Source organism: Kitasatospora sp. NPDC001603 (genome assembly GCF_040298365.1).
In the GTDB taxonomy this organism is placed as follows: domain Bacteria; phylum Actinomycetota; class Actinomycetes; order Streptomycetales; family Streptomycetaceae; genus Kitasatospora.
Genome location: NZ_JBEPAA010000016.1, coordinates 17,867 through 41,950, shown reverse-complemented (window position 1 = coordinate 41,950; position 24,084 = coordinate 17,867). Strand labels below are relative to the sequence as shown.

At 73.3% G+C, this 24,084-nt stretch carries 21 protein-coding genes and 1 pseudogene; 8 read left to right on the top strand and 14 right to left on the bottom strand.

Annotation, left to right across the window (positions count from 1 at the left end; genetic code table 11):
• Positions 1-197: 197 nt before the first annotated feature.
• A complete protein-coding gene (locus tag ABT263_RS13275) occupies positions 198-2,804 on the bottom strand; it encodes a bifunctional FO biosynthesis protein CofGH (RefSeq protein WP_352290621.1) in 2,607 nt (868 codons plus the stop codon).
• A gap of 179 nt (positions 2,805-2,983) precedes the next feature.
• Between ABT263_RS13275 and ABT263_RS13270 the strand changes: the two genes are divergently transcribed.
• From ABT263_RS13270 to ABT263_RS13260, 3 genes are all read left to right on the top strand, one after another.
• Entirely contained in the window at positions 2,984-4,222 is a 1,239-nt protein-coding gene (locus ABT263_RS13270) for a LolA family protein (RefSeq protein WP_352290619.1), read from the top strand.
• A gap of 74 nt (positions 4,223-4,296) precedes the next feature.
• Entirely contained in the window at positions 4,297-5,358 is a 1,062-nt protein-coding gene (locus ABT263_RS13265; protein ID WP_502885798.1) for an ABC transporter ATP-binding protein, read from the top strand.
• The gene (locus tag ABT263_RS13260; protein WP_502885797.1) at positions 5,345-6,286 is read left to right on the top strand and encodes an ABC transporter permease; all 942 of its coding nucleotides are present in this window, start codon (positions 5,345-5,347) and stop codon (positions 6,284-6,286) included. The genes ABT263_RS13265 and ABT263_RS13260 overlap by 14 nt, the downstream gene beginning before the upstream one ends.
• Before the next feature lie 55 nt (positions 6,287-6,341).
• Here the strand turns inward: ABT263_RS13260 and rarD are convergent, their stop codons facing one another.
• Positions 6,342-7,403 (bottom strand): EamA family transporter RarD, encoded by a 1,062-nt coding sequence (rarD, locus tag ABT263_RS13255; RefSeq protein WP_352290616.1) that lies wholly within the window; start codon positions 7,401-7,403, stop codon positions 6,342-6,344.
• 152 nt (positions 7,404-7,555) lie between these two features.
• Entirely contained in the window at positions 7,556-8,416 is an 861-nt protein-coding gene (locus ABT263_RS13250) for an SDR family oxidoreductase (protein WP_352290614.1), read from the bottom strand.
• Between the two features lie 289 nt (positions 8,417-8,705).
• On the opposite strand from ABT263_RS13250, the gene ABT263_RS13245 reads away from it, so the two are divergent.
• Positions 8,706-9,041 carry a winged helix-turn-helix transcriptional regulator gene (locus ABT263_RS13245; protein ID WP_352290672.1) on the top strand — a complete coding sequence of 112 codons (336 nt, stop codon included), beginning with the start codon at positions 8,706-8,708 and terminating at the stop codon, positions 9,039-9,041.
• A gap of 219 nt (positions 9,042-9,260) precedes the next feature.
• Here ABT263_RS13245 and ABT263_RS13240 read toward each other — a convergent pair whose 3' ends face one another.
• A complete protein-coding gene (locus ABT263_RS13240) occupies positions 9,261-10,028 on the bottom strand; it encodes a TetR/AcrR family transcriptional regulator (RefSeq protein WP_352290612.1) in 768 nt (255 codons plus the stop codon).
• A gap of 145 nt (positions 10,029-10,173) precedes the next feature.
• Between ABT263_RS13240 and ABT263_RS13235 the strand changes: the two genes are divergently transcribed.
• Positions 10,174-10,383, top strand: a complete 210-nt coding sequence (locus ABT263_RS13235) for a DUF6011 domain-containing protein (RefSeq protein WP_329489256.1) — start codon at positions 10,174-10,176, stop codon at positions 10,381-10,383.
• Positions 10,384-10,674: 291 nt separating this feature from the next.
• Here ABT263_RS13235 and ABT263_RS13230 read toward each other — a convergent pair whose 3' ends face one another.
• Entirely contained in the window at positions 10,675-11,535 is an 861-nt protein-coding gene (locus ABT263_RS13230) for a hypothetical protein (protein ID WP_352290610.1), read from the bottom strand.
• A 300-nt stretch (positions 11,536-11,835) separates the two neighbouring features.
• Between ABT263_RS13230 and ABT263_RS13225 the strand changes: the two genes are divergently transcribed.
• Positions 11,836-12,549, top strand: a complete 714-nt coding sequence (locus tag ABT263_RS13225; RefSeq protein WP_352290608.1) for a hypothetical protein — start codon at positions 11,836-11,838, stop codon at positions 12,547-12,549.
• Between the two features lie 110 nt (positions 12,550-12,659).
• Positions 12,660-12,863 (top strand): hypothetical protein, encoded by a 204-nt coding sequence (locus ABT263_RS13220; protein ID WP_352290606.1) that lies wholly within the window; start codon positions 12,660-12,662, stop codon positions 12,861-12,863.
• Positions 12,864-12,945: 82 nt separating this feature from the next.
• Here the strand turns inward: ABT263_RS13220 and ABT263_RS13215 are convergent, their stop codons facing one another.
• Positions 12,946-13,323: a carboxymuconolactone decarboxylase family protein gene (locus ABT263_RS13215; protein WP_502885801.1), complete on the bottom strand. Its 378-nt coding sequence runs from the start codon at positions 13,321-13,323 to the stop codon at positions 12,946-12,948.
• A gap of 317 nt (positions 13,324-13,640) precedes the next feature.
• Here ABT263_RS13215 and ABT263_RS13210 point away from each other — a divergent pair, with 317 nt between their 5' ends.
• A complete protein-coding gene (locus ABT263_RS13210) occupies positions 13,641-14,021 on the top strand; it encodes a VOC family protein (RefSeq protein ID WP_329489252.1) in 381 nt (126 codons plus the stop codon).
• Here ABT263_RS13210 and ABT263_RS13205 read toward each other — a convergent pair.
• The 8 genes and pseudogenes from ABT263_RS13205 to ABT263_RS13170 form a co-directional block, all read right to left on the bottom strand.
• The gene (locus tag ABT263_RS13205) at positions 13,990-14,616 is read right to left on the bottom strand and encodes a GNAT family N-acetyltransferase (RefSeq protein WP_352290602.1); all 627 of its coding nucleotides are present in this window, start codon (positions 14,614-14,616) and stop codon (positions 13,990-13,992) included. The genes ABT263_RS13210 and ABT263_RS13205 overlap by 32 nt on opposite strands.
• A 96-nt stretch (positions 14,617-14,712) precedes the next feature.
• Positions 14,713-15,063, bottom strand: a complete 351-nt coding sequence (locus ABT263_RS13200; RefSeq protein ID WP_352290600.1) for a hypothetical protein — start codon at positions 15,061-15,063, stop codon at positions 14,713-14,715.
• Between the two features lie 144 nt (positions 15,064-15,207).
• Entirely contained in the window at positions 15,208-16,260 is a 1,053-nt protein-coding gene (locus ABT263_RS13195; RefSeq protein WP_329489249.1) for a 2-oxoacid:ferredoxin oxidoreductase subunit beta, read from the bottom strand.
• 86 nt (positions 16,261-16,346) lie between these two features.
• Positions 16,347-18,371 (bottom strand): annotated as a pseudogene (locus tag ABT263_RS13190) (2-oxoacid:acceptor oxidoreductase subunit alpha); the annotation flags it as partial.
• A 257-nt stretch (positions 18,372-18,628) separates the two neighbouring features.
• Positions 18,629-19,291, bottom strand: coding sequence for a LuxR C-terminal-related transcriptional regulator (locus tag ABT263_RS13185; RefSeq protein ID WP_329489248.1), 663 nt, complete (start codon positions 19,289-19,291; stop codon positions 18,629-18,631).
• A 223-nt stretch (positions 19,292-19,514) separates the two neighbouring features.
• Complete coding sequence (locus tag ABT263_RS13180; RefSeq protein WP_329489247.1) at positions 19,515-20,525, bottom strand: polyprenyl synthetase family protein; 1,011 nt, start codon at positions 20,523-20,525, stop codon at positions 19,515-19,517.
• A 264-nt stretch (positions 20,526-20,789) separates the two neighbouring features.
• Positions 20,790-22,427: an NADH-quinone oxidoreductase subunit NuoN gene (gene nuoN, locus ABT263_RS13175; RefSeq protein ID WP_329489246.1), complete on the bottom strand. Its 1,638-nt coding sequence runs from the start codon at positions 22,425-22,427 to the stop codon at positions 20,790-20,792.
• Positions 22,424-24,052, bottom strand: a complete 1,629-nt coding sequence (locus ABT263_RS13170; protein WP_352290598.1) for an NADH-quinone oxidoreductase subunit M — start codon at positions 24,050-24,052, stop codon at positions 22,424-22,426. Before ABT263_RS13170 ends, nuoN begins: the two co-directional genes overlap by 4 nt.
• Positions 24,053-24,084: the final 32 nt, after the last annotated feature.

The following is a 24,084-nucleotide window of genomic DNA, read 5'->3' as shown; positions in this document are numbered from 1 at the left end:
CCGAACAAGTCGAGCGATTCCCTCGAACACCGCACTTCGACACGATGGTGCCGACCCGCCACGCGCAGGCCGCGGCCGGCCGCCCCGGGCTCCCTGCCGGGCCGGGCCGCGCCCGTCTCCGGGCCGGCAGGCCGTGCCGCCGGCGGTCCGCCGGGCAGGGGAGCCCGGCAGGCCGTCACCGGTACCGGGTGGGGAGGTCAGTCCAGGACCGGCAGCAGCTCCGGCAGGTGGCCGTCCGAGGCCAGGGCCGCGGCCAGCCGCTCGGCGGGCACCTCGCCGTAGGTGGTGGTGCGCTGCCGGTGCGGGCGCCCCGCCGCCTCGGCGATCGCCCGCAGGTCCCGGACCGACTTGTAACTGCCGTACGCCGACCCGGCCATTCGCGAGATGGTCTCCTCCATCAGCGTGCCGCCCAGGTCGTTGGCGCCCGAGCGGAGCATCTCCGCCGCGCCCTCGGCCCCCAGCTTCACCCAGCTGGTCTGGATGTTGGGGATGTGCGGGTGCAGGAGCAGCCGCGCCATCGCGACCACCGCCCGGTTGTCCCGCGCGGTCGGCCCGGGCCGGGCGATGCCGGCCAGGTAGACCGGGGCGTTGGTGTGGATGAACGGCAGCGTCACGAACTCGGTGAACCCGCCGGTGCGCTGCTGGATCTCCGCCAGCAGCCGCAGGTGGCCCAGCCAGTGGCCCGGGTTGTCCACGTGGCCGTACATCATCGTGGACGAGGAGCGGATGCCCAGCTCGTGCGCGGTGGTGACGACCTCCACCCAGGTCGCGGCGGGCAGCTTGCCCTTGGTCAGCACCCAGCGGACGTCGTCGTCCAGGATCTCGGCTGCCGTGCCCGGGATGCTGTCCAGCCCCGCCGCCTTCGCCTCCTGGAGCCAGTCGCGGATCGAGAGGCCGGTCCGGGTCGCGCCGTTGACCACCTCCATCGGCGAGAAGGCGTGCACGTGGATGCCGGGCACCCGCTCCCTCACCGCGCGCGCGATGTCGAAGTAGGCCGTCCCGGGCAGGTCGGGGTGGATGCCGCCCTGCATGCAGACCTCGGTGGCGCCGACCTCCCAGGCCTGCGCGGCCCGGTCGGCCACCTGCTCCAGGGAGAGGGTGTAGGCGTCCGCGTCGGTGCGGCGCTGGGCGAAGGCGCAGAACCGGCAGCCGGTGTAGCAGACGTTGGTGAAGTTGATGTTCCGGGTGACGCAGTAGGTGACGTCCTCGCCTACCGCGGCGCGGCGCACGTCGTCGGCGATCCGGCAGAGCGCGTCCAGGGCCGGGCCGTCCGCGTGGAACAGCGCCAGCGCCTGGTCGTCCGTCAGCCGGGCGGGGTCGTCGGCGGCCGTCGCCAGCGCCCCGCGCAGATCGCCGGCGAGGCGCTCCGGGGCGCCCTTGGCGAGCACCTGCTCGCGCAGCACCTGCCAGTCCCCGTACACGTCCTCGAAGTCGGCCCGGCGGTCACCGGTGCGGCCCTCGGTGTCGATGGTGGCGTGCAGGTCCGTCCGCCCGTACGAGGCGGGCAGGTCCTCCGGCTCCTGCCAGGGGAGGCCCTGCACCACGGCGTCCGGGCGGGCCAGGCCGGTCTCCGGGTCGGACAGCGCCCGGACGTGCGGCAGCACCCGCGGATCCAGCCACGGCTCGCCGTGCCGGACGTACTCGGGATAGACGGCGAGCCGCTCGCGCAGCTCGAAGCCGGCCGCCGCCGAACGCTCCGCCAGCCGGTCGATCTGCGGCCAGGGGCGCTCGGGGTTCACGTGGTCGGGCGTCAGCGGCGAGACGCCGCCCCAGTCGTCGATCCCCGCGCCGATGAGCCGCTCGTACTCGCCGTCCACCAGGTTCGGCGGCGCCTGGAGGCAGGCCGCCGGGCCCATGATGTGCCGGGCCACCGCGACGGTGGCGACCAGCTCGTCCAGCTCGGCGTCGGGCATGCCGCGCATCGCCGTGTCCGGCTTGGCGCGGAAGTTCTGCAGGATCAGCTCCTGGATGCCGTGGTAGGCGCGGGAGACCCGGCGCAGCGCGAAGAGCGACTCCGCGCGCTCCTCGTACGTCTCGCCGATGCCGATCAGCAGCCCGCTGGTGAACGGCACCGAGCTGCGTCCGGCGTCCTCCAGGACCCGGAGCCGGACGGCCGGCTCCTTGTCCGGCGAGCCGTAGTGAGGGCCGCCGGGCTCGCTCCAGAGCCGGGTCGCGGTGGTCTCCAGCATCATGCCCATGGAGGCCGAGACCGGCTTGAGCCGCTGGAAGTCCGTCCAGCTCAGCACCCCGGGATTGAGGTGCGGCAGCAGACCGGTCTCCTCCAGGATGCGGATGGACATCGCCCTGACGTAGGCGATGGTGTCGTCGTAGCCGTGCGCGTCCAGCCACTCGCGGGCCTCGGGCCAGCGGTCCTCGGGCTTGTCCCCGAGGGTGATCAGCGCTTCCTTGCACCCCAGTTCGGCCCCGCGCCGGGCCACCTCCAGCACCTCGTCGGGCGACATGAACATCCCGTGGCTGCGCCCGGGGAGCTCCCGCGCCGTGCCCTGCGCGGCCCGGCGCAGCTTGCCGGGGACGGTGGCGAAGGTGCAGTAGTGGCACTTGTCGCGGCAGAGCCGGGTGAGCGGGATGAACACGCTCTTGGAGTAGGTGATGACGCCGGGCCGGCCCGCCGTCGCGAGGCCCGCGTCGCGCACCCGGGCCGCACTCGCGCAGAGGTCCGTCAGGTCCGCGCCTCTGGCCCGGAGCAGCACCGCAGCCTCTGCCGCGTCCAGCGCGACACCGTCCCGGGCACGGCGCAGGGCGCGCCGCATCGCGTTCGCAGTCGGGGTGAAGGTTGCGTCCATGGCGCGACCCTACGCCAGTTCCGGTACCTCCGGAGGAGGTGACCCTGAGGGCCTGTCAGGGTCGTCTGCGCCGGGAGACCGACCCCGATCTGGCCCTGCAGAGCGATGACTCGGACGCCCCGGGGCCGTGTAATGGAGCGGACAGGCAGTCGGTCACGGTTACGGAGGGGTTGGACGCTATGACGGACGACACGACGACTGAACGACACCCGGGCGGCGGCGTGCCCTACCGCTCGGGCCGGCGCACCGCGGTGCGGGTGGCGGTGCCGCTGGCGGTGGCGGGCACGATCGCCGCGGGCATCGGGCTGGTGCCCGCGCTGGCGGACGACGCCCCGCCGAACCTGCCCGCGCTGACGGCGGAGCAGGTGGTGGCGAAGGCGCTCGGCTCGCAGGCCCAGACGCTCTCGGGGACGGTCTCGGTCTCCGCGGACCTCGGGGTGCCCAGCCAGCTGTTCTCGGCCGCGGGCGGCGGACTCGGCTCCGGCGGCGCCGGCCGGGGCTCCTCGGCCGCGCCGGAGGCCAAGCTGGCCGGCCTGCTCGGCGGGGACCACACCCTGCGGGTCGCGGTGGACGGTCCGGACCGCCAGCGCGTCGGCCTGATCGAGAACCTCTCCGAGTACGAGCTGGTGCACAACGGCGACCAGGTCTGGGCCTGGGACAGCTCCACCAACGAGGCCGTGCACCTGACGGCCCCGCAGGGCGCCCGGCCCGAGGGCCACCGGGGCGGGGCGCCGCTCACCGGGGTGCCGACCACGCCGGCCGAGGCGGCCAAGGAGTTCCTCGCGGCGGGCGCGGGCACCACCGCCGTCACCGTCGACGGCACGGCGAACGTCGCCGGGCAGAAGGCGTACCAGCTCAGCGTGAAGCCCACCCAGTCCGGCTCCACCATCGGCGAGGTGCGGATCGCGGTGGCCGCCGACAACGGCGTGCCGCTCGCGGTGGTGGTCAAGGGGACGGACGGCTCCGCCGTGCTGGACGTCCACTTCAAGGACGTCTCCTTCGCCAGGCCGACCGCCAAGTCCTTCGAGTTCTCGGCCCCCAAGGGCGCCAAGGTGACGGAGCAGCGGGCGGAGGCCGGCGGCGAGGGCCGGCAGGCGCCCGGCGGCGCGCCGGAGCAGGCGGGCGCCGACGGCCTGAACGTCGTCGGCGAGGGCTGGACGACGGTGCTGAGCACCCGGCTGCCCGGCGGCGACGCCGCCCCGGCACCGGCGGAGTCCGGCAAGCAGGGCCGGCACGGGGGCGAGGGCCGGGCGCCGGGCCAGAGCGTGCAGGGCCTGGTCAAGTCTCTCGGCAAGCCCGTCCAGGGCGGCAGCCTGATCAGCACCAAGGTGCTGAACGTGCTGGTCACGGATGACGGCCGGGTGTTCGCCGGTGCGGTGACGCTGCCGGTGCTGCAGAGTGCGGCCGGGGTGAAGTAATGACCCGGGCTCCTGTGACGGGGGACGTTACGGAGCCGGCCGGGGGCCGGGGCGCCGAGGTGCGCCCGGCCCCCGTGGCCGTACCCGCCGTCGCCCCGTCCACTGCTCCCGCCACCGGCGACGGCCGGTCCGGGTCCGCCGCTCCCTCCGGGTCCGCCGATCCGTCCTGGTCCGCCGATCCGTCCTGGTCCCCGTCCGATGCCGTGATCAGCACCCGGGGGCTGACCAAGCGGTTCCGGGGCGGGCAGCTCGCCGTGGACGGGCTGGACCTGACCGTCCCCCGCGGTTCGGTCTTCGGCTTCCTCGGGCCCAACGGCTCCGGCAAGACCACCACCATCCGCATGCTGATGGGCCTGATCGCGCCCACCTCGGGGGTGGCCACCGTGCTCGGCGCGTCGATGCCGCAGTCCGTCACCGCGGTGCTGCCGCGGGTCGGCGCGCTGATCGAGGGCCCGGCGCTGTACGGCTTCCTCTCCGGCCGGGACAACCTGGCCCGGTTTGACGCGGCCGATCCGACCGCCGACCCGCGCACCCGCCGGCAGCGGGTCACCGAAGCGCTGGACCGGGTGGGGCTGACCGCCGCGGCCGGAAAGAAGGCGCGGGCGTACTCGCTCGGCATGAAGCAGCGGCTCGGCCTGGCCTCGGCCCTGCTCCAGCCGCGCGAGCTGCTGGTACTGGACGAGCCGACCAACGGCCTCGACCCGCAGGGCATGCGGGAGATCCGGGCGCTGATCCGGGAGGTCGCGGCCGAGGGAACGACGGTCTTCCTCTCCTCCCACCTGCTGGACGAGATCGAGCAGGTCTGCACGCACGCCGCGGTGATGTCGCGCGGCCGGCTGCTGGTGCAGGGCACCGTGGCCGAGCTGGCCGCCCGGGCCCAGGGGCGGCTGGTGGTCCGCACCCCCGACGTGGCGCTGGCCGCCGGGGTGCTGGCGGCGCACCGGGTCCGCGACGTGCTGCCGGGCGAGGACCGGGTCGAGGGGGCGCCGGACGCGCTCGCCGAGGACGGCCTGCCGGAACTCTGCGCCGCGCTGGTCGCGGCCGGGGTGCGGGTGCGGAGCTTCGGAGTGGAGCGCGGCACGTTGGAGGACGCCTTCGTGGCGCTGACCGGGGAGGGCTTCGATGTCGCGGGCTGAGGCTCCGGCCGTACCGGGGACGGTGGGGACAGCGGGGACAGCGGGTGCGGTGGGTACGCCGGGCCTGCCGGGTGTTCCCCGGGTGACCGGGCGCCGGGCACAGACGACGGCCGGGTTCCTGGCGCTGTTCCGCAGCGAGTTGCTGCTGACCTTCCGCCGGATGCGGACGATCGTGCTGCTGGGGATCCTCGCGGTGCTGCCGGTCCTGATCGGTGTGGTGGTCAGGATCGAGACCGACGGGTCGCAGGGCGGCGGGGGCCCGGCCTTCATCGCGCAGGTGACGCAGAACGGCCTCTTCCTGGTCTTCACCTCGCTCGCGGTGGCCCTGCCGATCTTCCTGCCGATGACGGTCGGGGTGGTCGCCGGCGACTCGGTGGCCGGCGAGGCGGCCGGCGGCACCCTGCGCTACCTGCTGGTCGCGCCGGCCGGGCGGACCAGGCTGCTGGCCGCCAAGTTCACGGCCGGTCTGGCGTTCTGCCTGGCGGCGACGGCGACGGTCGCACTGGCGGCGCTCGCCACCGGCGCCGCGCTGTTCCCGCTCGGGGAGGTCACGCTGATCTCCGGGGAGACCATCGGCCTCGGCCCGGCGCTGCTGCGGGCGGTGCTGGTGGCGCTGGTCGTGGCCGCCTCGCTGTCCGGACTGGTCGCGATCGGGCTCTTCATCTCGACGCTCACCGGCAGCGGCATCGCGGCGATGGCCGCCACCGTCAGCCTGGTGATCACCGTCCAGATCCTCGACAGCTTCCCCCAGCTGCACGCGATCCAGCCGTTCCTCTTCACCCACCACTGGCTGAGCTTCGGGGACCTGCTGCGCGAACCGATGTACTGGGACGGCGTGCTGGAGAACCTCGGACTGCAGGCCGCGTACGTCGCCGTCTTCGGCTCGGCCGCGTGGTCGCGCTTCACCAGCCGGGACATCACCGCGTAGCGGGCCGGCGGGGGCCGGGGCCGCCCCGCCGGCCGGCCCGCTACGCGCGCCCCCGTCAGCGGGTGGGCGCCGGGGCCGCGTCGAGGGGCGGGGTGGGTGCGGTGGCCGGGCTGGACGTGGTGGCCGGGGCGGCCGGGGCGCCGGCCGGGCCCAGGGCGTCGGCCGGGACGGCGTCGGCCGACCGGGCCAGGACGGCGGCCCGCTCCGCCCGATCGGTCCGCACCCGGCGCAGCGCGTCCCAGGTCAGCAGCGCCAGCGCGGCCCAGACCAGCGAGAAGCCGGCCCAGCGGGCGGGCGGCATGGACTCGTGGAACACCGTGACACCGATCAGGAACTGGAACAACGGCGCCAGGTACTGCAGCAGCCCGAGCACGGTGAGCGGCACCCGGACCGCCGCCGCGCCGAAGCAGAGCAGCGGGATCGCGGTGATCACCCCGCTGAGCATCAGCAGCCCGGAGTGCCCCCAGCCGAACGACCCCGCCACGGTGTGCCCGAAGGTGCCGCGGCCGACGAGCCCCAGGTAGACCAGGTACCCGAGGGCGAACGGGAACATGAAGGCGCTCTCGGCGGCCAGGCTCTCCAGCCCGCTCAGCCCGACCGTCTTCTTGAGCAGCCCGTACGTCCCGAAGGAGAAGGCCAGGGTCAGCGCGATCCAGGGCAGCCGTCCGTAGCCGACGGTCAGCACCGCCACCGCGAGGGCGCCGATGCCGACGGCAGCCCACTGCGCGGGCCGCAGCCGCTCCTTGAGCACCACCACGCCGAAGGCGATGGTGACCAGCGGGTTGATGAAGTAGCCGAGGCTGGTCTCGACGACGTGCCCGGCGTTGACCCCCCAGATGTAGACGCCCCAGTTGACCGAGATCACGGCGGCGGCCCCGCCCAGCATGGCGAGCTGGCGGGGCTGGCGCAGCAGCGGGCGTATCCACCCCCAGTGCCGCTGGGCGAGCAGCAGTACGACGACGGCGACCAGTGACCAGACCATCCGGTTGGCGAGGATGTCGTCGGCGGCGGCCGGCTCCAGCAGCGGCCAGAACAACGGGAAGAGCCCCCACATCCCGTACGCCGCCAGGCCGTACCAAAGGCCCCGGCCGGCCTCCTGCTGGGTTGTCTCCGCCATCGACGGCCTGCCCTCCGCGCGCACCAATGTCGTGCCGACGGTAGCGGGCGCGGGGGCCGGCTGTCATCTCCGTATTCGCATTTTGCTCATGACATGAGACGCCGCCCGACCGACCTGCGGTTTCGCGGTCGACCCGGGCGGCGCCCCGTGCGTCAGGCGCCCAGCGCCGTGCGCACGCTCTCCGCCAGCGGGACGGTCGGACGGCCGATCAGCCGGGCCAGGTCACCCGGGGTGCCGGCCAGTTCGCCACGCGCGATACCGGCGTCCACGTCCACCAGGACGTCGGCGAAACCCTCCGGCAGGCCCGCGCCGACCAGGACCGCGCGGTGCTCGGCCGGGGTCACCTCGCGGTGCTCGACGGGTCGGCCCGAGACCCGCGCCAGCTCGGCGGCCAGCTCCGGCAGGCTCCACGCGACGTCACCGCTGAGCTCGTACACGGTGTCCGCGTGACCGCCCTCGTGCCCCGCACCGAGCAGCACCGCGACCGCCGCGGCGGCGTAGTCCGCACGCGGGGCGGTGGCCACCCGCCCCTGCCCGGCGCTGCCGATCACCACACCGCGCGCCACCGTGCCGGCGGCGTCGCCCAGGTAGTTCTCGGTGTACCAGCCGTTGCGGAGGAACGAGAAGGGCAGCCCGGACTCCCGGATCGCCGCCTCGGTGGCCTTGTGCTCGTCCGCCAGCCGGAAGGTGGCCGCGCCGGGCGCACTGGTGTACGCGAGCAGCGCGACGCCGGCGGCGCGCGCCGCCTCGATCACGGCGGTGTGCTGCGGGATGCGGCGGCCGACCTCGCTGCCCGAGATGAACAGCACCCGGTCGCCGGCCGCGAAGGAGCCCGCCAGGCTCTCCGGACGGTCGTAGTCGGCCACCCGGACGGTCACGCCGCGGGCGGCGAGGTCGGCGGCCTTCTCGGCGGAGCGGACGACCACCGCCACCTCGCCGGCGGGGACCTCGGCCAGCAGGCCCTCGACGACCAGCCGGCCGAGCTGTCCGGTGGCACCGGTGACGACGTACATGTTGCTGCTCCCTGGGTCGGGTCAGGTCGGTTCGGTCCGGGCCGTTGCCCGTTGAACTCGCGGTCGGACGGCCGATTCATCTCGGCCTCGACACTCACCCTAGGAGGGGCACTTACTTCTCGAAAGTACGCACTTCAAAGTAGGGTACTGACATGCAGGTAATGACATGCAGGTAATGACCCAGGGCGCCGCCCCTGCTGCCCCCGCCGCTTCCGACGCCGCCGCCCCCTCCACGGCCCGGCCGGCCGTGCCGCTCGGCGAGCTGCCGCCGCCGGACGTCTACGACCGCATGTGCCCCTCCCGCGGCGTGCTGGAGCACGTCACCAGCCGGTGGGGCGTCCTGGTGCTTGCGGCGCTGGACGAACGCGGCTACCGGTTCAGCGAGCTGCGCCGACGGGTGTCCGGGGTGAGCGAGAAGATGCTCGCGCAGACCCTGCAGACCCTGGAGCGCGACGGCTTCGTCCTCCGCGAGGCCCATCCGGTGATCCCGCCACGGGTGGACTACAGCCTCACCCCGCTCGGCCGGGAGGCCGCCCACCTGGTGGCGGCCCTCGCCCGCTGGTCCGAGCAGCGCGTCCCCGTCGTCCAGGAGGCCCGCGCCGGGTACGACGCCCGCCCGCGCTGAGGCGGGGCGGGCTCCGGGGGTCGGGAGGGCGGGGCCGGCGCGTTTTATGTCGGTCGGTCTACATATGTCGATCGGTCTACAGAGACGGGCCTCAAGGGGTGTTTCTGTAGACCGGTCTAGCGATTCCGGGCCCGCAAAGCTGGCGAATATGCAGACCGGTCTACCTAAGGTGTCCAGAATCAACCGACCGGTCTACAGATTCGCGGCCCCGCCGGGTGGCTACCGCTCCGCGATCAGCGCCGCGAACCCGTCCAGCACTCGGGCCAGGCCGAAGGCGTACGCGTGGTCCGCGCTGTACGCGCCGCCGTGCACCTCGCCGGCGGCCGCACCGACACGGGCGGCGACCGGGTACCGCTCGGCGTCGAAGACCCGGGCCAGCAGGTCCGCGTTGGCCGCCCACCACTGCTCGTCGGTCATCGCACTGTCCTGCTGCGCGGCGCGGTCGTCGGCACCCATCCGGGCACAGGTCTGGACGAAACCCAGCAGGTGGGTGAGCGCGGCGTCCAGCTCCACGTCCGGCAGCCCGGTGCCCTCCAGGGCGCACAACTCGTACTCGTACTTGGCCATCAGCCCCGGCCCCAGCGGCGGACGGCTGGTCGAGATGCTCGCCACCCAGGGGTGGGCGCGGTAGAGCGCGCGGTTGTCGTCCGCGACCGCGGCCACCCTGGCCCGCCAGCCACCGTCGGAGGGGGCGCTGCGCGGCATGGTCGCGTAGACGGTGTCCAGCATCAGGTCGAGCAGCTCGGCCTTGCCGGGGACGTACGTGTAGAGCGCCATCGGGGAGACGCCCAGCTCCTGCGCCACCCGCCGCATCGTCACCGCGTCCACGCCGTCGGCGTCGGCCAGCGCGATCGCCACGGCCGCGATCTCCGCGGGCGACTTCGCCTGCCGGGGACCACGACGGCCCGGCTTCTCCTCGGTCGACACGCCCCAGAGCAGTGCCAGCGTCCGCGCCGGGTCCCCCGCACTGCTGCGTTCACTCGCCATGGGGGAATCCTTTCACGCGCCCGCCCGGACAGGGCCTGCCGGGCGTACCGCCGGAGCGCACCGGGAGGAGAACAGCGGCACGTCCGGACTGCGGGGCCGGGCGGGCCCCCGGCGGGCACCGTCGGGCAAGCCCTAGGGTCGACCCATGACCGACCGCGCCCCCGAGCCACTCCCCGGCACCGACTCGGCAGAGGTCGTCCGCTCCCGAGTCACCTGCCGCCGCTGCCACCGCCCGCTGCACGACCCGGAATCCCGCATCCTGCGGCTGGGCCCGGAGTGCCGGGACCCGACCGAACGGGTCGCCCGCCACGAGGTCGACCAGGACCCGTTGCCCGGCTTCGGCCCGTCCCGGTGACCGACCGCATCGGCCGGAACCGCAACACCCGGCTCCATCTCCACCCCGCAGGGTTCCGGCTCCGCCTCCTGAGGTGACGCAGGGGCGCTAACGCGCGGAGCAGGAAGTCGGACCGGCCGACTTCCCACTCCGGCCCGGGGCCGGCCGAGGGCACCGGCCCCAGCCGGAACACACCACGAACGAGCCGCCCCAGTCACCACAGCCCGAGGCGACGCAGGGGCAATGGGTCGCGGAGCAGGAAGTCGGACCGGCCGACTTCCCACTCCGGCCCGGGGCCTTCCGGGCCGGCCGTCACCAGCTCGGTGCGCTCCCGTCGCACGTGGCGCCCGGGCAGCCGGCGGCGTAGAGCTGAGTCACGCCGATCGCCAGCAGGTACCGGTGGTTCGCGTAGGCCTTCGCCTGAAGTGCCTCGGCGTCCACGCGCCGCCAGTCCTGGTACACGACCCGCTCGGACTCATCGTCCGTGTAGGGCTTCGCGTCCGGCCCGCGCAGGGTTGACGAGTCGTCCCAACTGCCCCTGATCCTGGGCAGACCCTTGCCGTCCGTGACCGCGACGGTCAGGGTGACGGAGTTCTGCCCGGCGCCGCGCGTGTGGTCGACGGCGACCGAGTTCGGCCGGGCCAGTGCCTCGGCCGTCTGCTCGGCCGAGGCGTCGCCACCCGGGCTGTGCTGGTAGTGCAGCTCCCGCACCAAGTCCCTGCCGCCGCTGCGCGGCTCCCAGCCGACGCCGGCCAGCGCCCGGTCCAGCTCGGCCAGCCGGGGCTCGATCTCACCGTCGAACGCGGCGTACAGCACCGTCGTCCGCCGGCACATCACCCCCGACCACACCGGCTTGCTGCCGAAGCTGCCGGAGGCGGCCCGGGCCTCGCACAGGTCGGCGACCGAGCTGTCCAGCGCCTCCGCCCAGGGCGCGGCCGCCCGGACCAGCCCGGTCTGCTCGTCGGCGAACGCCACCGCCCGGTCGTGGGCCGCACGCGTGTCGGCGGCCCGGGCGAGCGCGCTCGCGTCCGGCGCGGGGGGCACGGTGGTGAGGTCGTGCAGTTGCCAGAGGACGACCGCGACGAGGATCACCGCCCCGGCCACGACCACGCCCGACAACGTCAGCAAGACCCGCCGTACCCCGGCCCAGGCCGATCCGCCCCCCGTACTCATGGCCACCACCGTAGCCAGGCGCGTGGGCGGGGCGTCCGGTCGAGACGCCTCCGAGACGCCTCCGCAACGGGCCCGACACCCGCCGCGTCCCTCCGTCAGGGCCGGTTCAGCGCCTTGCGGTTCGGCAGCCGGGCGGCCGGGCGCAAGGGGCGCTTCTGTACCGGCTCGTCGACAACTCCGACGCGGTCACGTCACATCCGGGCCGAGCCGCGCCGAAGCCATGGCCCCCGACCCCCGGCCCCGCTATCAAGATCTCAGCAGGGCCGCCGCCTGACGGCCCGGAACACGGGGGAACCTCCTATGAACGGCATCCACACCCGCAAGCGCATGTGGACGCTCGTCGGTCTCGCGGCGGTCGGCGCCCTGACCCTCACCGCCTGCAACGACGACCCGGCGGCCGACACGGCGAGCAGCACTCCGCCACCGGCCGCCGCGCCGACGACCCCGGCCGCCAGCGCGAGCACGCCGGCCGCGGCCAGCCCGTCCGGTGCCGCCACCGGCACACCCACCACCGCGCCCACCACCGCGCCCGCAGCCGCTCCCGCCACCGGCGGCGGTACCGACGCCGCCCCCGGGCAGACCTTCAAGATCGGCCAGCCCGCCCAGGTGCAGTTCACCTCCGGCAGCACCAAGGGCGTCATCGCCCTGTCGGTCACCACGATCGAGGCCGGCGACCCGGCGGACCTGGCCGCGCTCAAGCTCGGCGACAAGGCCAAGGGGCTCGTCCCGTACTACGTGCGGTACTCGATCACCAACACCGGCACCACGGACCTGGCCTACACCAGCGTGGACCACGTCAAGGGCCTCCTGCCGGACGGCAGCGAGGCACAGGAACTGATGATCATCGGCGGCTTCGCCAAGTGTGCGAACCCCTCGCTGCCGAAGGGCTTCACCAACGGCCAGACCGCCCAGGGCTGCGCCGTCGCCCTCGCCCCGGCGGCCACCAAGGTCTCGGGCGCCGAATACTGGGGCGCGCCCTACAGCCTGGGCAGGGGCGCCATCTTCTGGAAGTAGTGGTGCGAGGTGCGGTCGCCGGGCCGGTCCCACCGGCCCGGCGCCCGCACCCACCGCTCCGACCGCACCAGCCGCGGCCGCACGCCGACCCCCCGAGGTACCGTCCCCTCATGAACGAGCCCCACCGCCCGACGCCCCGCCAGGACCCCGCGGCCCCGCGTGCCGTCCGCTCCGTTCGGGCCCGGTACGCCCGGAACTACCCGCTGCGGGTCGCCGCACTGTTCGCGGGGGTCGCCCGTGACGGGCTCCTCGCCGCCTTCAAGGCCTTCGCCAAGTCGTCCCGCCGCTCCGACCCGGGCGCCTCCGACTCCTGAAGCCCCGTCGCGCCCCGCCGCGCCCCGCCCCGTCCCGCCGCACCCCCACCCCCCAGCCCCCGACCCCCGGCCCCACTCGGGGTCAGCCCTCGGCCGGCACTCCGACGGGCAGCAGGCCGCGCTCCCCGAAGACCTTCTTGGCGACGAACGTCGCGTTGAGGGCGCGGGGCATCCCGCAGTAGACGGCCGAGTGCAACAGCGCCTCGACGATCTCCTCCCGACCGAGCCCGACGTTGAGGGCCGCGTTGATGTGCACCTCCAGCTGGGGCTCGCAGCCGCCGAGCGCGGTGAGCATGCCGAGGGTCACCAGCTGCCGGTCGCGCGGCGCCAGGCCCGGCCGGTCGTAGATGTCACCGAAGGCCCAGGCGACGACCTGGTGGCCGAGCTCCGGCGAGACGTCCGCCAGCGCCTCGATGACCTTCTGGCCGCTCTCGCCGTCGATCCGGGCCAGGACGCCCATGCCGTGGTCGAAGCGCTCCTGCCGGACAGCCGCGGTGGCGGCGGCAATGGTGGAGGCGGTGGCGATGGCGTTCGTCATGGGTGATCCGTTTCTGCCGTCGGGACGGCCGCAATCAGGGATGGGCGATCGGGCTTCCGGCCCCGGGAGGAGTCCTCCCCGGCCGACATGACGACGGTATGAGTTGGAGTTCACTCCAACACAAGCCCCGATCCCGCGCACTCCCCGCCCACTCCCCCTCGCAGACCCCTGGCGCAATACTCCGTACTATGTATAGTGTACTGCGTACGGGATAATCGCCGACGAAAGGGCACTCCTCCATGCAGATCACCGGCGCCGCCGTCTCACTCACCGTCGAGGACGTCACCGCCTCCGCCGCCTTCCTGCAGCAGCACTTCGGGTTCGCCGAGCAGATGGCGGCCGACGGGTTCGCCTCGCTCGGGCGCCCGGACTCCGGGATGAACGTCGTCTACCTGCGCCGCGGCCTCGACGTGCTGCCCGAGGGCTTCCGGGACCAGCACGCCGCCGGGCTGATCCTGGCGTTCACCGTGGCGGACGTGGCGGCCGAGGAGGCCCGCCTGCGGGCCGCCGGCGTGGAGATCACCATGCCGCTGCGCGACGAGCCGTGGGGCGAGCGGCTGTTCCAGGTCACCGACCCGAACGGGGTGGTCATCCAGCTGGTCGAGTGGGTCCAGCAGTAGGAGTCCGGCGACAGGAACCGGACGTCCGCGACGACACCCCGGCCGACGGCCGGGCGACGGACGCCGGGTCGCCCTGGAGCCCGATCCAGTAGCGGCGAACGGCACCGAACTTGGTGTCCTGGACGCTTTCGAGAACACCTCCCCGGCCCTCGATGGTCCGGACCGAGGCGATGTTGTCCACCGCGCAGGCGACCAGGACGCGGTCCAGGCCGACCGTGCGGGCTTCGTCGAGCATCCGGCCCAACGCCCACGCCGCCAGTCCGCGGCGGCGGGCGGAGGGCCGGATGCCGTAGCCGATGTGGCCGAAGTACGGGACGAAGCCGTGCACTCCGTACCGCAGGACGATGCCGCCCAGGACCCGGCCGTCCTCCACGATCCAGCGGTAGCGGAAGGCCAGTGCCCCGGCCTCGGCCGGGTGCGACGGCGCCTCCTCGGCGGCCAGCCGGGAGATCCAGGCGGCGAAGCCGGCCGGGGAGTCGACCTCGTCGCCCGGCGTGAGCCCGAAGCCGTCCTCATGGCTCCCCGGGCCCCATTCCTTGTGCGCCTCAAGCCAGTTGGCGTGCAGACGGGTGGTCGGTGCGATCAGTTCGGCCATACCCGGACGATACCCAGCCGCACCGGACCACGGACCGGCCGACCTCCCCCCGACCGACCTCCCCCCGACCCACCGGGCGCTCACGAACCCGGGTGCTCACCGGCGGCGGACGCTCACACCGCCGAGCAGGCCCCAGGCCCCCACGTGCACGGTCGGACCGCCGAGTTCGGTACGGCCGTCGTCGCGGACGCCGCCGAGGCGCAGACCGCCGACCACCACGCGCACGTTCGGGCGGACCTTCAGCTTCACCCCGCCGATCAGGCTCAGCTTGGTGATCCGGAGCTCGGCGCCGTCGGGGATCTCCACATCCGTCAGGTCGATGTCCGCACCGCCGATCAGCGAGGCGGTCACGGTGCGGCGGGGGACCTCCCGGCCCGCCAGCCGGGTGCCGCCGATGATGCTCACGTGGACGTCGGTCCGGGTGTCAACGAGCTTCGTGTTCGTCATGGCAAGAACGGTAGGACCGGGCGGCCGTCGGCCCGTAGTGCCCGGGGGCAGCTCTTCGGGGTGACACCTGTCATATCGACCCGGCGGTGGCCCCCGGCGGGAGGGATCGCTCCCGCCGGGGCGCCGTCGTCCGCCCGGCGGCGGTCAGTCGACCGTCCAGGTGTCGCTGCCGGCCAGCAGGCCGGCCAGGTCGCCGGTACCGCGCTGCGCCACGGCGGTGGTCAGCTGGGCGGCCATCAGCTCGTCGTAGACCGGCCGGCGGACGCTGCGCAGGACTCCGATCGGGGTGTGGTGCAGGGTGTCGGCGTCGGCGATCCGGGAGAGCGCGAACGCCGCCGCGGAGCCTGCGGCGTGGGCGTCGTGGACCACCACCGAGGCCTCGTTGTCGGCCGTGACGGTGTCGACGTACAGCTCGCCGTCGGCGTCCCGGAAGACGCCCTGCGCCCCGTCGGCGCCGAAGCGGATCGGCTGGCCGTGCTCCAGGCGGATCAGGGCCTCGTCCCGGGTGCCGGACTCCTTCAGGATCTCGAAGGCGCCGTCGTTGAAGATGTTGCAGTTCTGGTAGATCTCCACCAGCGCGGTGCCCTCGTGCTCCGCCGCCGCCCGCAGCACGGACTGGAGGTGCTGGCGGTCGGAGTCGATGGTCCGGGCGACGAAGGTGGCCTCCGCGCCGATGGCCAGCGAGAGCGGGTTGAAGGGCGCGTCCAGTGAGCCCATCGGCGTGGACTTGGTGATCTTGCCGACCTCGCTGGTCGGCGAGTACTGGCCCTTGGTGAGGCCGTAGATCCGGTTGTTGAACAGCAGGATCTTCAGATTGACGTTCCGCCGTAGCGCGTGGATCAGATGGTTGCCGCCGATCGAGAGGGCGTCGCCGTCACCCGTCACCACCCAGACGCTCAGGTCCTGCCGGGAGGACGCCAGCCCGGTGGCGATGGCCGGTGCGCGCCCGTGGATCGAGTGCACGCCATAGGTATTCATGTAGTACGGGAAACGGGAGGAGCATCCGATGCCGGAGACGAAGACGGTGTTCTCCCGCTTGATCCCCAGCTCCGGCATGAAGGCCTGCACCGCCGCCAGGATCGCGTAGTCCCCGCAGCCGGGACACCAGCGGACCTCCTGGTCGGTCTTGAACTCCTTGGCGGTCTGGGGCCCTTCGGCCTTCGGCACCAGCTTCAAGGAGGGGAACTTCTCGCTCATCGGTTGTCCTCCTCGTTCGCCGAAGCAGCACCCGAAGCAGCATCCGAGGCAGCCCCCGAAGCAGCCCCCGCCTCGTCCAGGCTGCCGATCGCCGCCCACAGCACGTCCGCCAACTGGGCCGCCTTGAAAGGCAGTCCACGCACCTGGTTGTAGGACTGCGCGTCCACCAGGTACTTGGCCCGCAGCAGCAGCGCCAGCTGCCCGAGGTTCATCTCGGGAACGATGACCTTGTCGTAACCCTTCAGCACCGCACCGAGATTGGCCGGAAACGGATTGAGGTTGCGCAGGTGCGCCTGGGCGACCTGCCCCCCGTCGGCCCGGACCCGGCGGACGGCGGCGGTGATCGGCCCGTACGTCGACCCCCAGCCGAGGACCAGGACCCGTGCCTCGCCGCCGGGGTCGTCGACCTCCAGCGCCGGCACCGCGATGCCGTCCACCTTCGCCTGGCGGGTGCGGACCATGAAGTCGTGGTTGGCGGGGTCGTAGGAGATGTTCCCCGTGCCGTCCTGCTTCTCGATCCCGCCGATCCGGTGCTCCAGGCCCGGCGTGCCGGGCACCGCCCAGGGGCGGGCCAGCGTCTGCGGGTCGCGCTGGTAGGGCCAGAACGCGCCGTCCTCGCGGTTCGGGCGGGTCGCGAAGTCCGGGGTGATCTCGGGCAGTTCGCCGACCTCGGGGATCCGCCAGGGTTCGGACCCGTTGGCCAGGTAGCCGTCCGACAGCAGGAACACCGGGGTGCGGTAGGTGACGGCGATCCGGGCCGCCTCCAGGGCCGCGTCGAAGCACTCGGCCGGGGTCGCCGGGGCGACGATCGGCACCGGCGCCTCGCCGTTGCGGCCGAACATCGCCTGCAGCAGGTCCGCCTGCTCGGTCTTGGTCGGCAGGCCGGTGGACGGACCGCCGCGCTGGATGTCGACCACCAGCAGGGGCAGTTCGAGCGAGACGGCCAGGCCGATGGTCTCGCTCTTCAGGGCCACGCCCGGGCCGGAGGTGGTGGTCACGCCCAGCGCGCCGCCGAACGAGGCACCGAGCGCCGCGCCGATGCCGGCGATCTCGTCCTCCGCCTGGAAGGTCCGTACGTCGAAGTTCTTGTGTCTGCTCAGCTCGTGCAGGATGTCCGAGGCCGGGGTGATCGGGTACGAGCCGAGGTAGAGCGGCAGCCCGGAGCGCTCGGAGGCGGCGATCAGTCCGTACGACAGGGCGAGGTTGCCGGAGATGTTGCGGTAGCGGCCCGGTGGCAGCTGGGCCGGCGGCACCTCGTACGAGACGGCGAAGGACTCCGTGGTCTCCCCGAAGTTCCAGCCCGCCCGGAAGGCGCTGATGTTGGCCTCGGCGATCAGCGGCTTCTTGGCGAACTTGGTACGCAGGAAGGACTCGGTGCCGTGGGTGGGCCGGTGGTACATCCAGGAGAGCAGGCCCAGCGCGAACATGTTCTTGGCGCGCTCGGCGTCCTTGCGGGTCAGCCCGCTGTCCTTGAGCGCCTCCAGGGTCAGCGTGGTCAGCGGCACCTTGTGCAGGTGGTAGGCCTCCAGCGAGCCGTCCCCCAGCGGGTCGGCCGGGTAGCCGACCTTGGCCAGGGCGCGCTTGGTGAACTCGTCGGTGTTGACGATGATCTCCGCGCCGCGCGGCAGGTCCGGCACGTTGGCCTTCAGGGCGGCCGGGTTCATCGCCACCAGGACGTTGGGCGCGTCCCCCGGGGTCAGGATGTCGTGGTCGGCGAAGTGGAGCTGGAAGGACGAGACCCCCGGGAGCGTGCCGGCGGGGGCCCGGATCTCGGCCGGGAAGTTGGGCAGGGTGGAGAGGTCGTTGCCGAAGGACGCCGTCTCCGAGGTGAAGCGGTCACCGGTGAGCTGCATGCCGTCGCCGGAGTCCCCGGCGAAGCGGATGATCACCCGGTCCAATCTGCGGATCGGCTTGGCTCGCCTGGGCTGCGGACCGGCCGGCACGGCGGGGCCGGAGCGGCCCTCACCGGGCCCGGAGCGGCCCTCATCGCCGTCCGGACCGTCCACCGCTTCTGACTGATCGACCTGACTGGTCACTGCCGCGGACCTCCTCGTGGGCACCAGCCGCGGGCGTGAGCCGTGTGCCCCGTCCGCCTGGTGCACCTCTCGCATCCTATGCGGGTAAGGATTGCCTTGGACGGAACTACCCGATGCGGCGGGAAATCACCGCCGGATGTCACGGAAACACGGTAGGTGGCCGGCCGGACACCGGCGGGAACGCCCCTGCTCGGGCGCCCGGACGGGCTTCGCGCGCCCCCGCCCCCGCGTGTCGCGGACAGGGACGCCCACGCGGGCCGGAGGCCGTCCGGCGGGCCGGAGACCGCCCGCGCCCCGCTGTCACCCCCGCCGTCGGCCCGCGGGCGGCCCCGCTACGAGTTCAGGTAGGTGAGCACCGCGAGCACCCGCCGGTGGTCCTCGGAGCTCTGGGCCAGGCCCAGCTTGAGGAAGATGTTGCTGACGTGCTTCTCCACCGCGCCGTCCGAGACCACCAGCTGCTTGGCCACCGCCGCGTTGGTCCGGCCCTCCGCCATCAGCCCGAGCACCTCGCGCTCGCGCGGGGTCAGCCCGGCCAGCACGTCGCCCTTGCGGCTGCGGCTGAGCAGCTGCTGGACGACCTCGGGGTCCAGCGCGGTGCCGCCCCCGGCCACCCGCACCACGGCGTCGACGAACTCCCGGACCTCGGCCACCCGGTCCTTCAGCAGGTACCCGACGCCCCGGGTGGAGCCGGCCAGCAGCTCGGAGGCGTAGCGCTCCTCGACGTACTGCGACAGCACCAGGACACCCACCTCGGGGTAGAGGCCGCGCAGCGTGACGCAGGCGCGCACCCCCTCGTCGGTGTGGGTCGGGGGCATCCGGACGTCGGCGACCACCACGTCGGGCAGGGCGCCGGCGCCGGCCAGGTCGTGGACGGCCTTCAGCAGCGCCTCGCCGTCGCCGACCCCCGCCACGACCTCCAGACCGCGGTCGGTCAGCAGCCTGGTCAGGCCCTCCCGAAGCAGGACGGAGTCCTCGGCGATGACGACGCGAAGCATGGTGGCCTTCCGGTTGGCGGCGCTGCGGACGGTGCTGACGAGGTCAGTCTTCCCTATCCGCGGACGCCCCGGTCCGCGGGGCGGAGAATCCCGCCGGCCGCGGTCGCCGACCGCCGGGCGGGTGCGCCCGGCCGGTCGGAGCAGGGCCCCGGACGGCCGGACACAGGCGGCGGACGGCCGGTCACCTCCGGTGCCCGACCGGGCACATGCGGCGGGCCGCCGGTCACATGGTGCGGATGGCCACCGCGTCGCACAGGCCCTGGAGGGCCGCCTTGGCCGCGCTGTCGGGCAGCGGGTCGAGCAGCGCGCGGGCCTCCTCAGCGTGCCGCAGGGTCTCCCGGCGGGCGCGCTCCAGTGCCGGGTGGCGGCGGAGCAGGCGCAGCGCCTCGGCGTGCAGGTCGTCGTCGGCGAGGTCGCTCTCGACCAGCTCGCGCAGCCGCAGGTCGGCCGGGTCGGACTCGTCGACCGGCATCTGCCGGAGCAGCAGCGTGGGCAGCGTCGGCACGCCCTCGCGCAGGTCGGTGCCGGGGGTCTTGCCGGACTCGTGGCCGTCGCTGGCGATGTCGAGCACGTCGTCGGCCAGCTGGAAGGCGATGCCGATCCGCTCGCCGTACGCGCTGAGGATGTCGGTCACCCACGGCTCGGCGCCGGCCATCAGCGCGCCGATCCGGCAGGAGACGGCGATCAGCGAGCCGGTCTTGCCGGCCAGCACGGCGAGGTAGTGGTCGAGCGGGTCGTCCTCCGGGCGGGGGCCGGCGGTCTCCAGGATCTGGCCGGTGACCAGCCGTTCGAACGCGTCGGCCTGCAGCCGGACGGCCTCCGGGCCGAGGTCGGCGAGCACCTGGGAGGCGCGGGAGAAGAGGAAGTCGCCGGTGAGGATGGCGACCGAGTTGTCCCAGCGCGAGTTGGCGCTGGGGGCGCCGCGGCGCACGGGGGCCTCGTCCATGACGTCGTCGTGGTAGAGCGTCGCGAGGTGGGTCAGCTCGACCACCACGGCGGCCGGGACCACGCCCGGGGCGTTGGCGTCGCCGAACTGCGCGGCGAGCATCACCAGCAGCGGGCGGAAGCGCTTGCCGCCGGCCTCCATCAGATGGCTGGCGGTGACGGTGATGAACGGGACGTCACTCTTCACGGCCTCGGTGAGCGCGACCTCCACCGCGTCCATCCCGGACTGGACATCGCGGGTCAGATCGCGGTCCTGCACGTTGAGCCCAAAGGGTCCCACGACGGTCACGAAGACCACTCCTCTGTCCCTGGTCGATCTAGCGGCCTGGTCCCTGAGTGCCGCCGCTGGCCATACAGGCAGGGTATCCGGTCGCGAGTGGATCACTGCACGGGCGTGCGGATCCTGTCATGATCGGGCCGGACCCGCTGGTGGGAGCCGGTCCGGAGACGACACGTCCGGGCCGCGCGGACGAGTGCGCGGCCCGGACGGTGGGGCGCGGCCGGAGCGGTTCCGGCCGGTGGAGCGGGTCCGGGCGGCGCCCGGACGGCGGGCTCAGCGGACGAAGAGCGAGGCCTTCGACGCCAGGTCCAGGAAGTACTGCGGCAGCACCCCGAGACCGATGGTGACCACCACGCCGATGCCGATCGCGGTGGCCGTGAAGGCGCTCGGGATGGCCACGGTGGGGCCGCCGGGCTGCGGGTCCGAGAAGAACATCAGCACGATGACCCGGATGTAGAAGAACGCGGCCACCGCCGAGCTGAGCACACCCACGATCACCAGCGGGGTCGCCCCGCCGGCCGCCGCGGCCTGGAAGACCGCGAACTTCCCGGTGAAGCCCGAGGTGAGCGGGATGCCCGCGAAGGCCAGCAGGAAGAGCGCGAAGACCGCCGCGACCAGCGGGGACCGCCGGCCGAGCCCCGCCCAGCTGGACAGGTGGGTGGCCTCGCCCTTGGAGTCGCGCACCAGGGTGACCACGGCGAAGGCGCCGAGGGTCACGAAGGAGTACGCCAGCAGGTAGAACAGCACCGAGCCGAGGCCCTGCTTGTTGGTGGCGATCACGCCGGTGAGGATGAACCCGGCGTGCGCGACGGAGGAGTAGGCGAGGAGCCGCTTCACGTCCTGCTGGGTGACGGCCAGGATCGCGCCGACCACCATGGTCAGGATGGCCACGCCCCACATCACCGGCCGCCAGTCCAGCCGCAGGCCGGGGAAGGCGACGTAGAACAGCCGGAGCATGGCCCCGAAGGCGGCCACCTTGGTCGCCGCCGCCATGAACCCGGTGACCGGGGTCGGGGCGCCCTGGTAGACGTCCGGGGTCCAGGAGTGGAAGGGCACCGCGCCGACCTTGAAGAGCAGGCCGACCGCGAGCATCGCCAGGCCGATCAGGAGCAGGGCGTCGTTCTGCGTGGTGGAGAGCAGCGCCGGGGTGGCCAGGGCCTTGCCGGAGATGACGTCCGAGATCTCACCGAGCCGGACGCTGCCCGCGTACCCGTACAGCAGGGCGGTGCCGAACAGGAAGAACGCCGAGGCGAAGGCGCCGAGCAGGAAGTACTTGACCGCCGCCTCCTGGGAGAGCAGCCGGCGGCGGCGGGCCAGCGCGCAGAGCAGGTAGAGCGGGAGGGAGAAGACCTCCAGCGCCACGAACATGGTCAGCAGGTCGTTGGCGGCGGGGAACAGCAGCATGCCGCCGACCGCGAACATGGTGAGCGGGAAGACCTCGCTGGTGGCGAAGCCGGCCCGGACGGCGGCGCGCTCCTGCTCGCCGCCGGGCGTGGCGGAGGCCTGCGCGGCGAACGCGTCGGCCGGCTCGCCGCCGGCCTTGGGCTCCAGCTTCCGCTCCGCGTAGGTGAGCACGGCGACCACGGAGGCCAGCAGGATCACGCCCTGCAGGAACAGCGCGGGGCCGTCCAGGGCGACCGAGCCCATGGCGAGCAGGTCGACCTTGGTGGAGCCGTAGCCCTGGGCGGCGAGCACCACCACGGCGGTGAACGCTCCGGCCAGGCCGAGCAGGGCCACCGAGACCTGGGCCCAGTGGCGGTACCGGCGGGGCAGGAAGGCCTCCAGCAGGATGCCGAGCACGGCGGCGCCGAACACCACCAGCATCGGGGAGAGCTGGCCGTACTCGACGTGCGGGGCCGGGATACTCGACGTGTTGCCGCCCGCGGCGGCGAGCCAACCGGTGGTGCTCACTTGTGCTCACCTCCTGAGGTGGCGGCGACCGGGTGGGCCGGCGCCGGGTCGGTCTCGTGGACCTGCGAGAGCGTCGCGTCCACCGACGGGTTGACGATGTCGGTGAGCGGCTTGGGGTAGACGCCGAGCAGGATGGTCAGGGCCACCAGCGGGGCGACGACCGCGAGTTCGCGCGCCTTGAGGTCGGGCATGCCGCGCACGCCCTCCTTGACCGGTCCGGTCATGGTGCGCTGGTAGAGCAGCAGCGCGTAGAGCGCGGCGAGCACGATGCCGAAGGTGGCGACGATGCCGATCGCCGGGTACCGGGTGAACGTGCCGACCAGGACCAGGAACTCGCTGACGAAGGGCGCCAGCCCGGGCAGCGACAGCGTGGCCAGGCCACCGATCAGGAACGTCCCGGCGAGCACCGGGGCGACCTTCTGCACGCCGCCGTAGTCGGCGATCAGGCGCGAGCCGCGGCGGGAGATCAGGAAGCCGGCCACCAGCATCCACGCGGCGGTGGAGATGCCGTGGTTGACCATGTAGAGGGTGGCGCCGCTCTGGCCCTGGCTGGTCAGCGCGAAGATGCCCATGATGATGAAGCCGAAGTGCGAGATCGAGGCGTACGCGACCAGCCGCTTGATGTCCTTCTGGCCGATGGCCAGCAGCGCGCCGTAGATGATCCCGATCACCGAGAGGACCAGGATCGCCGGGGCGAAGGTCTTCGAGGCGTCCGGGAAGAGCCCGAGGCAGAAGCGGAGCATCGCGAAGGTGCCGACCTTGTCGACCACCGCGGTGATCAGCACGGCCGTGCCGGCGGTGGACTCGCCCATCGCGTTGGGCAGCCAGGTGTGCAGCGGCCAGAGCGGGGCCTTCACGGCGAAGGCGAAGAAGAAGCCGAGGAACAGCGCCTTCTCGGCGGTGCCGCTGAGGACCAGCTTGCCGTCGGCGATCGCCGAGGTCAGCGTCCGGAGGTCGAAGGTGCCGAACCCCTGGTCCTGCGCGATCACGTACAGCCCGATCACGGCGGCCAGCATGACCAGGCCGCCGAGCAGGTTGTACAGCAGGAACTTCACCGCGGCGTAGGACCGTTGGCGGGCCGACTCGGGGCCGCCCGCCTTGTCGCCGAAGCCGCCGATGAGGAAGTACATCGGGATCAGCATGGCTTCGAAGAACACGTAGAAGAGGAAGACGTCGGTGGCGTAGAAGGAGACGATCACCATCGCCTCGACGGCCAGGATCAGGGCGAAGTAGCCCTGGGTGCGGCGCCGGTTCTCGAAGCTGCCGTCGGGCGCGGGGGCCGGTTCGGCGGGCGGGTCGGCGTCGTGCCAGGAGGCGAGCATCACGATCGGCACCAGGACGGCCGTGAGCAGGGCCAGCACGGCGCCGATGCCGTCCACGCCGAGCGAGAAGGTGATGCCGAAGGAGCGGATCCAGCTGTAGGACTCGGTCAGCTGGTAACGGGCCCCGTCGGGGTCGAACCGGGCCGCCGCGGTGGCCGCCAGGGCCAGCGTGACGGCCGAGACGCCGAGGGCGACGAGCTTGGTGGTCCGCCGCCGGGGCCCGGTCGTCCCGGCGGGCAGCGCGGCGGTGAGCACCGCGCCGGCCGCCGGGACGGCGCAGGTGGCGGTCAGCAGGGCACTCATGCCGCGCCTCCCCGAAGGTCTGTGTAATCCCT

Bases quoted from the DNA above. Each gene is read 5' to 3' on its own strand.
- ABT263_RS13275 (WP_352290621.1), bottom strand. From the start codon at position 2,804: ATGGACGCAACCTTCACCCCGACTGCGAACGCGATGCGGCGCGCCCTG.
- ABT263_RS13270 (WP_352290619.1), top strand. From the start codon at position 2,984: ATGACGGACGACACGACGACTGAACGACACCCGGGCGGCGGCGTGCCC.
- ABT263_RS13260 (WP_502885797.1), top strand. From the start codon at position 5,345: ATGTCGCGGGCTGAGGCTCCGGCCGTACCGGGGACGGTGGGGACAGCG.
- rarD (WP_352290616.1), bottom strand. From the start codon at position 7,403: ATGGCGGAGACAACCCAGCAGGAGGCCGGCCGGGGCCTTTGGTACGGC.
- ABT263_RS13250 (WP_352290614.1), bottom strand. From the start codon at position 8,416: ATGTACGTCGTCACCGGTGCCACCGGACAGCTCGGCCGGCTGGTCGTC.
- ABT263_RS13245 (WP_352290672.1), top strand. From the start codon at position 8,706: ATGTGCCCCTCCCGCGGCGTGCTGGAGCACGTCACCAGCCGGTGGGGC.
- ABT263_RS13240 (WP_352290612.1), bottom strand. From the start codon at position 10,028: ATGGCGAGTGAACGCAGCAGTGCGGGGGACCCGGCGCGGACGCTGGCA.
- ABT263_RS13235 (WP_329489256.1), top strand. From the start codon at position 10,174: ATGACCGACCGCGCCCCCGAGCCACTCCCCGGCACCGACTCGGCAGAG.
- ABT263_RS13230 (WP_352290610.1), bottom strand. From the start codon at position 11,535: ATGAGTACGGGGGGCGGATCGGCCTGGGCCGGGGTACGGCGGGTCTTG.
- ABT263_RS13225 (WP_352290608.1), top strand. From the start codon at position 11,836: ATGAACGGCATCCACACCCGCAAGCGCATGTGGACGCTCGTCGGTCTC.
- ABT263_RS13220 (WP_352290606.1), top strand. From the start codon at position 12,660: ATGAACGAGCCCCACCGCCCGACGCCCCGCCAGGACCCCGCGGCCCCG.
- ABT263_RS13215 (WP_502885801.1), bottom strand. From the start codon at position 13,323: ATGGGCGTCCTGGCCCGGATCGACGGCGAGAGCGGCCAGAAGGTCATC.
- ABT263_RS13210 (WP_329489252.1), top strand. From the start codon at position 13,641: ATGCAGATCACCGGCGCCGCCGTCTCACTCACCGTCGAGGACGTCACC.
- ABT263_RS13205 (WP_352290602.1), bottom strand. From the start codon at position 14,616: ATGGCCGAACTGATCGCACCGACCACCCGTCTGCACGCCAACTGGCTT.
- ABT263_RS13200 (WP_352290600.1), bottom strand. From the start codon at position 15,063: ATGACGAACACGAAGCTCGTTGACACCCGGACCGACGTCCACGTGAGC.
- ABT263_RS13195 (WP_329489249.1), bottom strand. From the start codon at position 16,260: ATGAGCGAGAAGTTCCCCTCCTTGAAGCTGGTGCCGAAGGCCGAAGGG.
- ABT263_RS13185 (WP_329489248.1), bottom strand. From the start codon at position 19,291: ATGCTTCGCGTCGTCATCGCCGAGGACTCCGTCCTGCTTCGGGAGGGC.
- ABT263_RS13170 (WP_352290598.1), bottom strand. From the start codon at position 24,052: ATGAGTGCCCTGCTGACCGCCACCTGCGCCGTCCCGGCGGCCGGCGCG.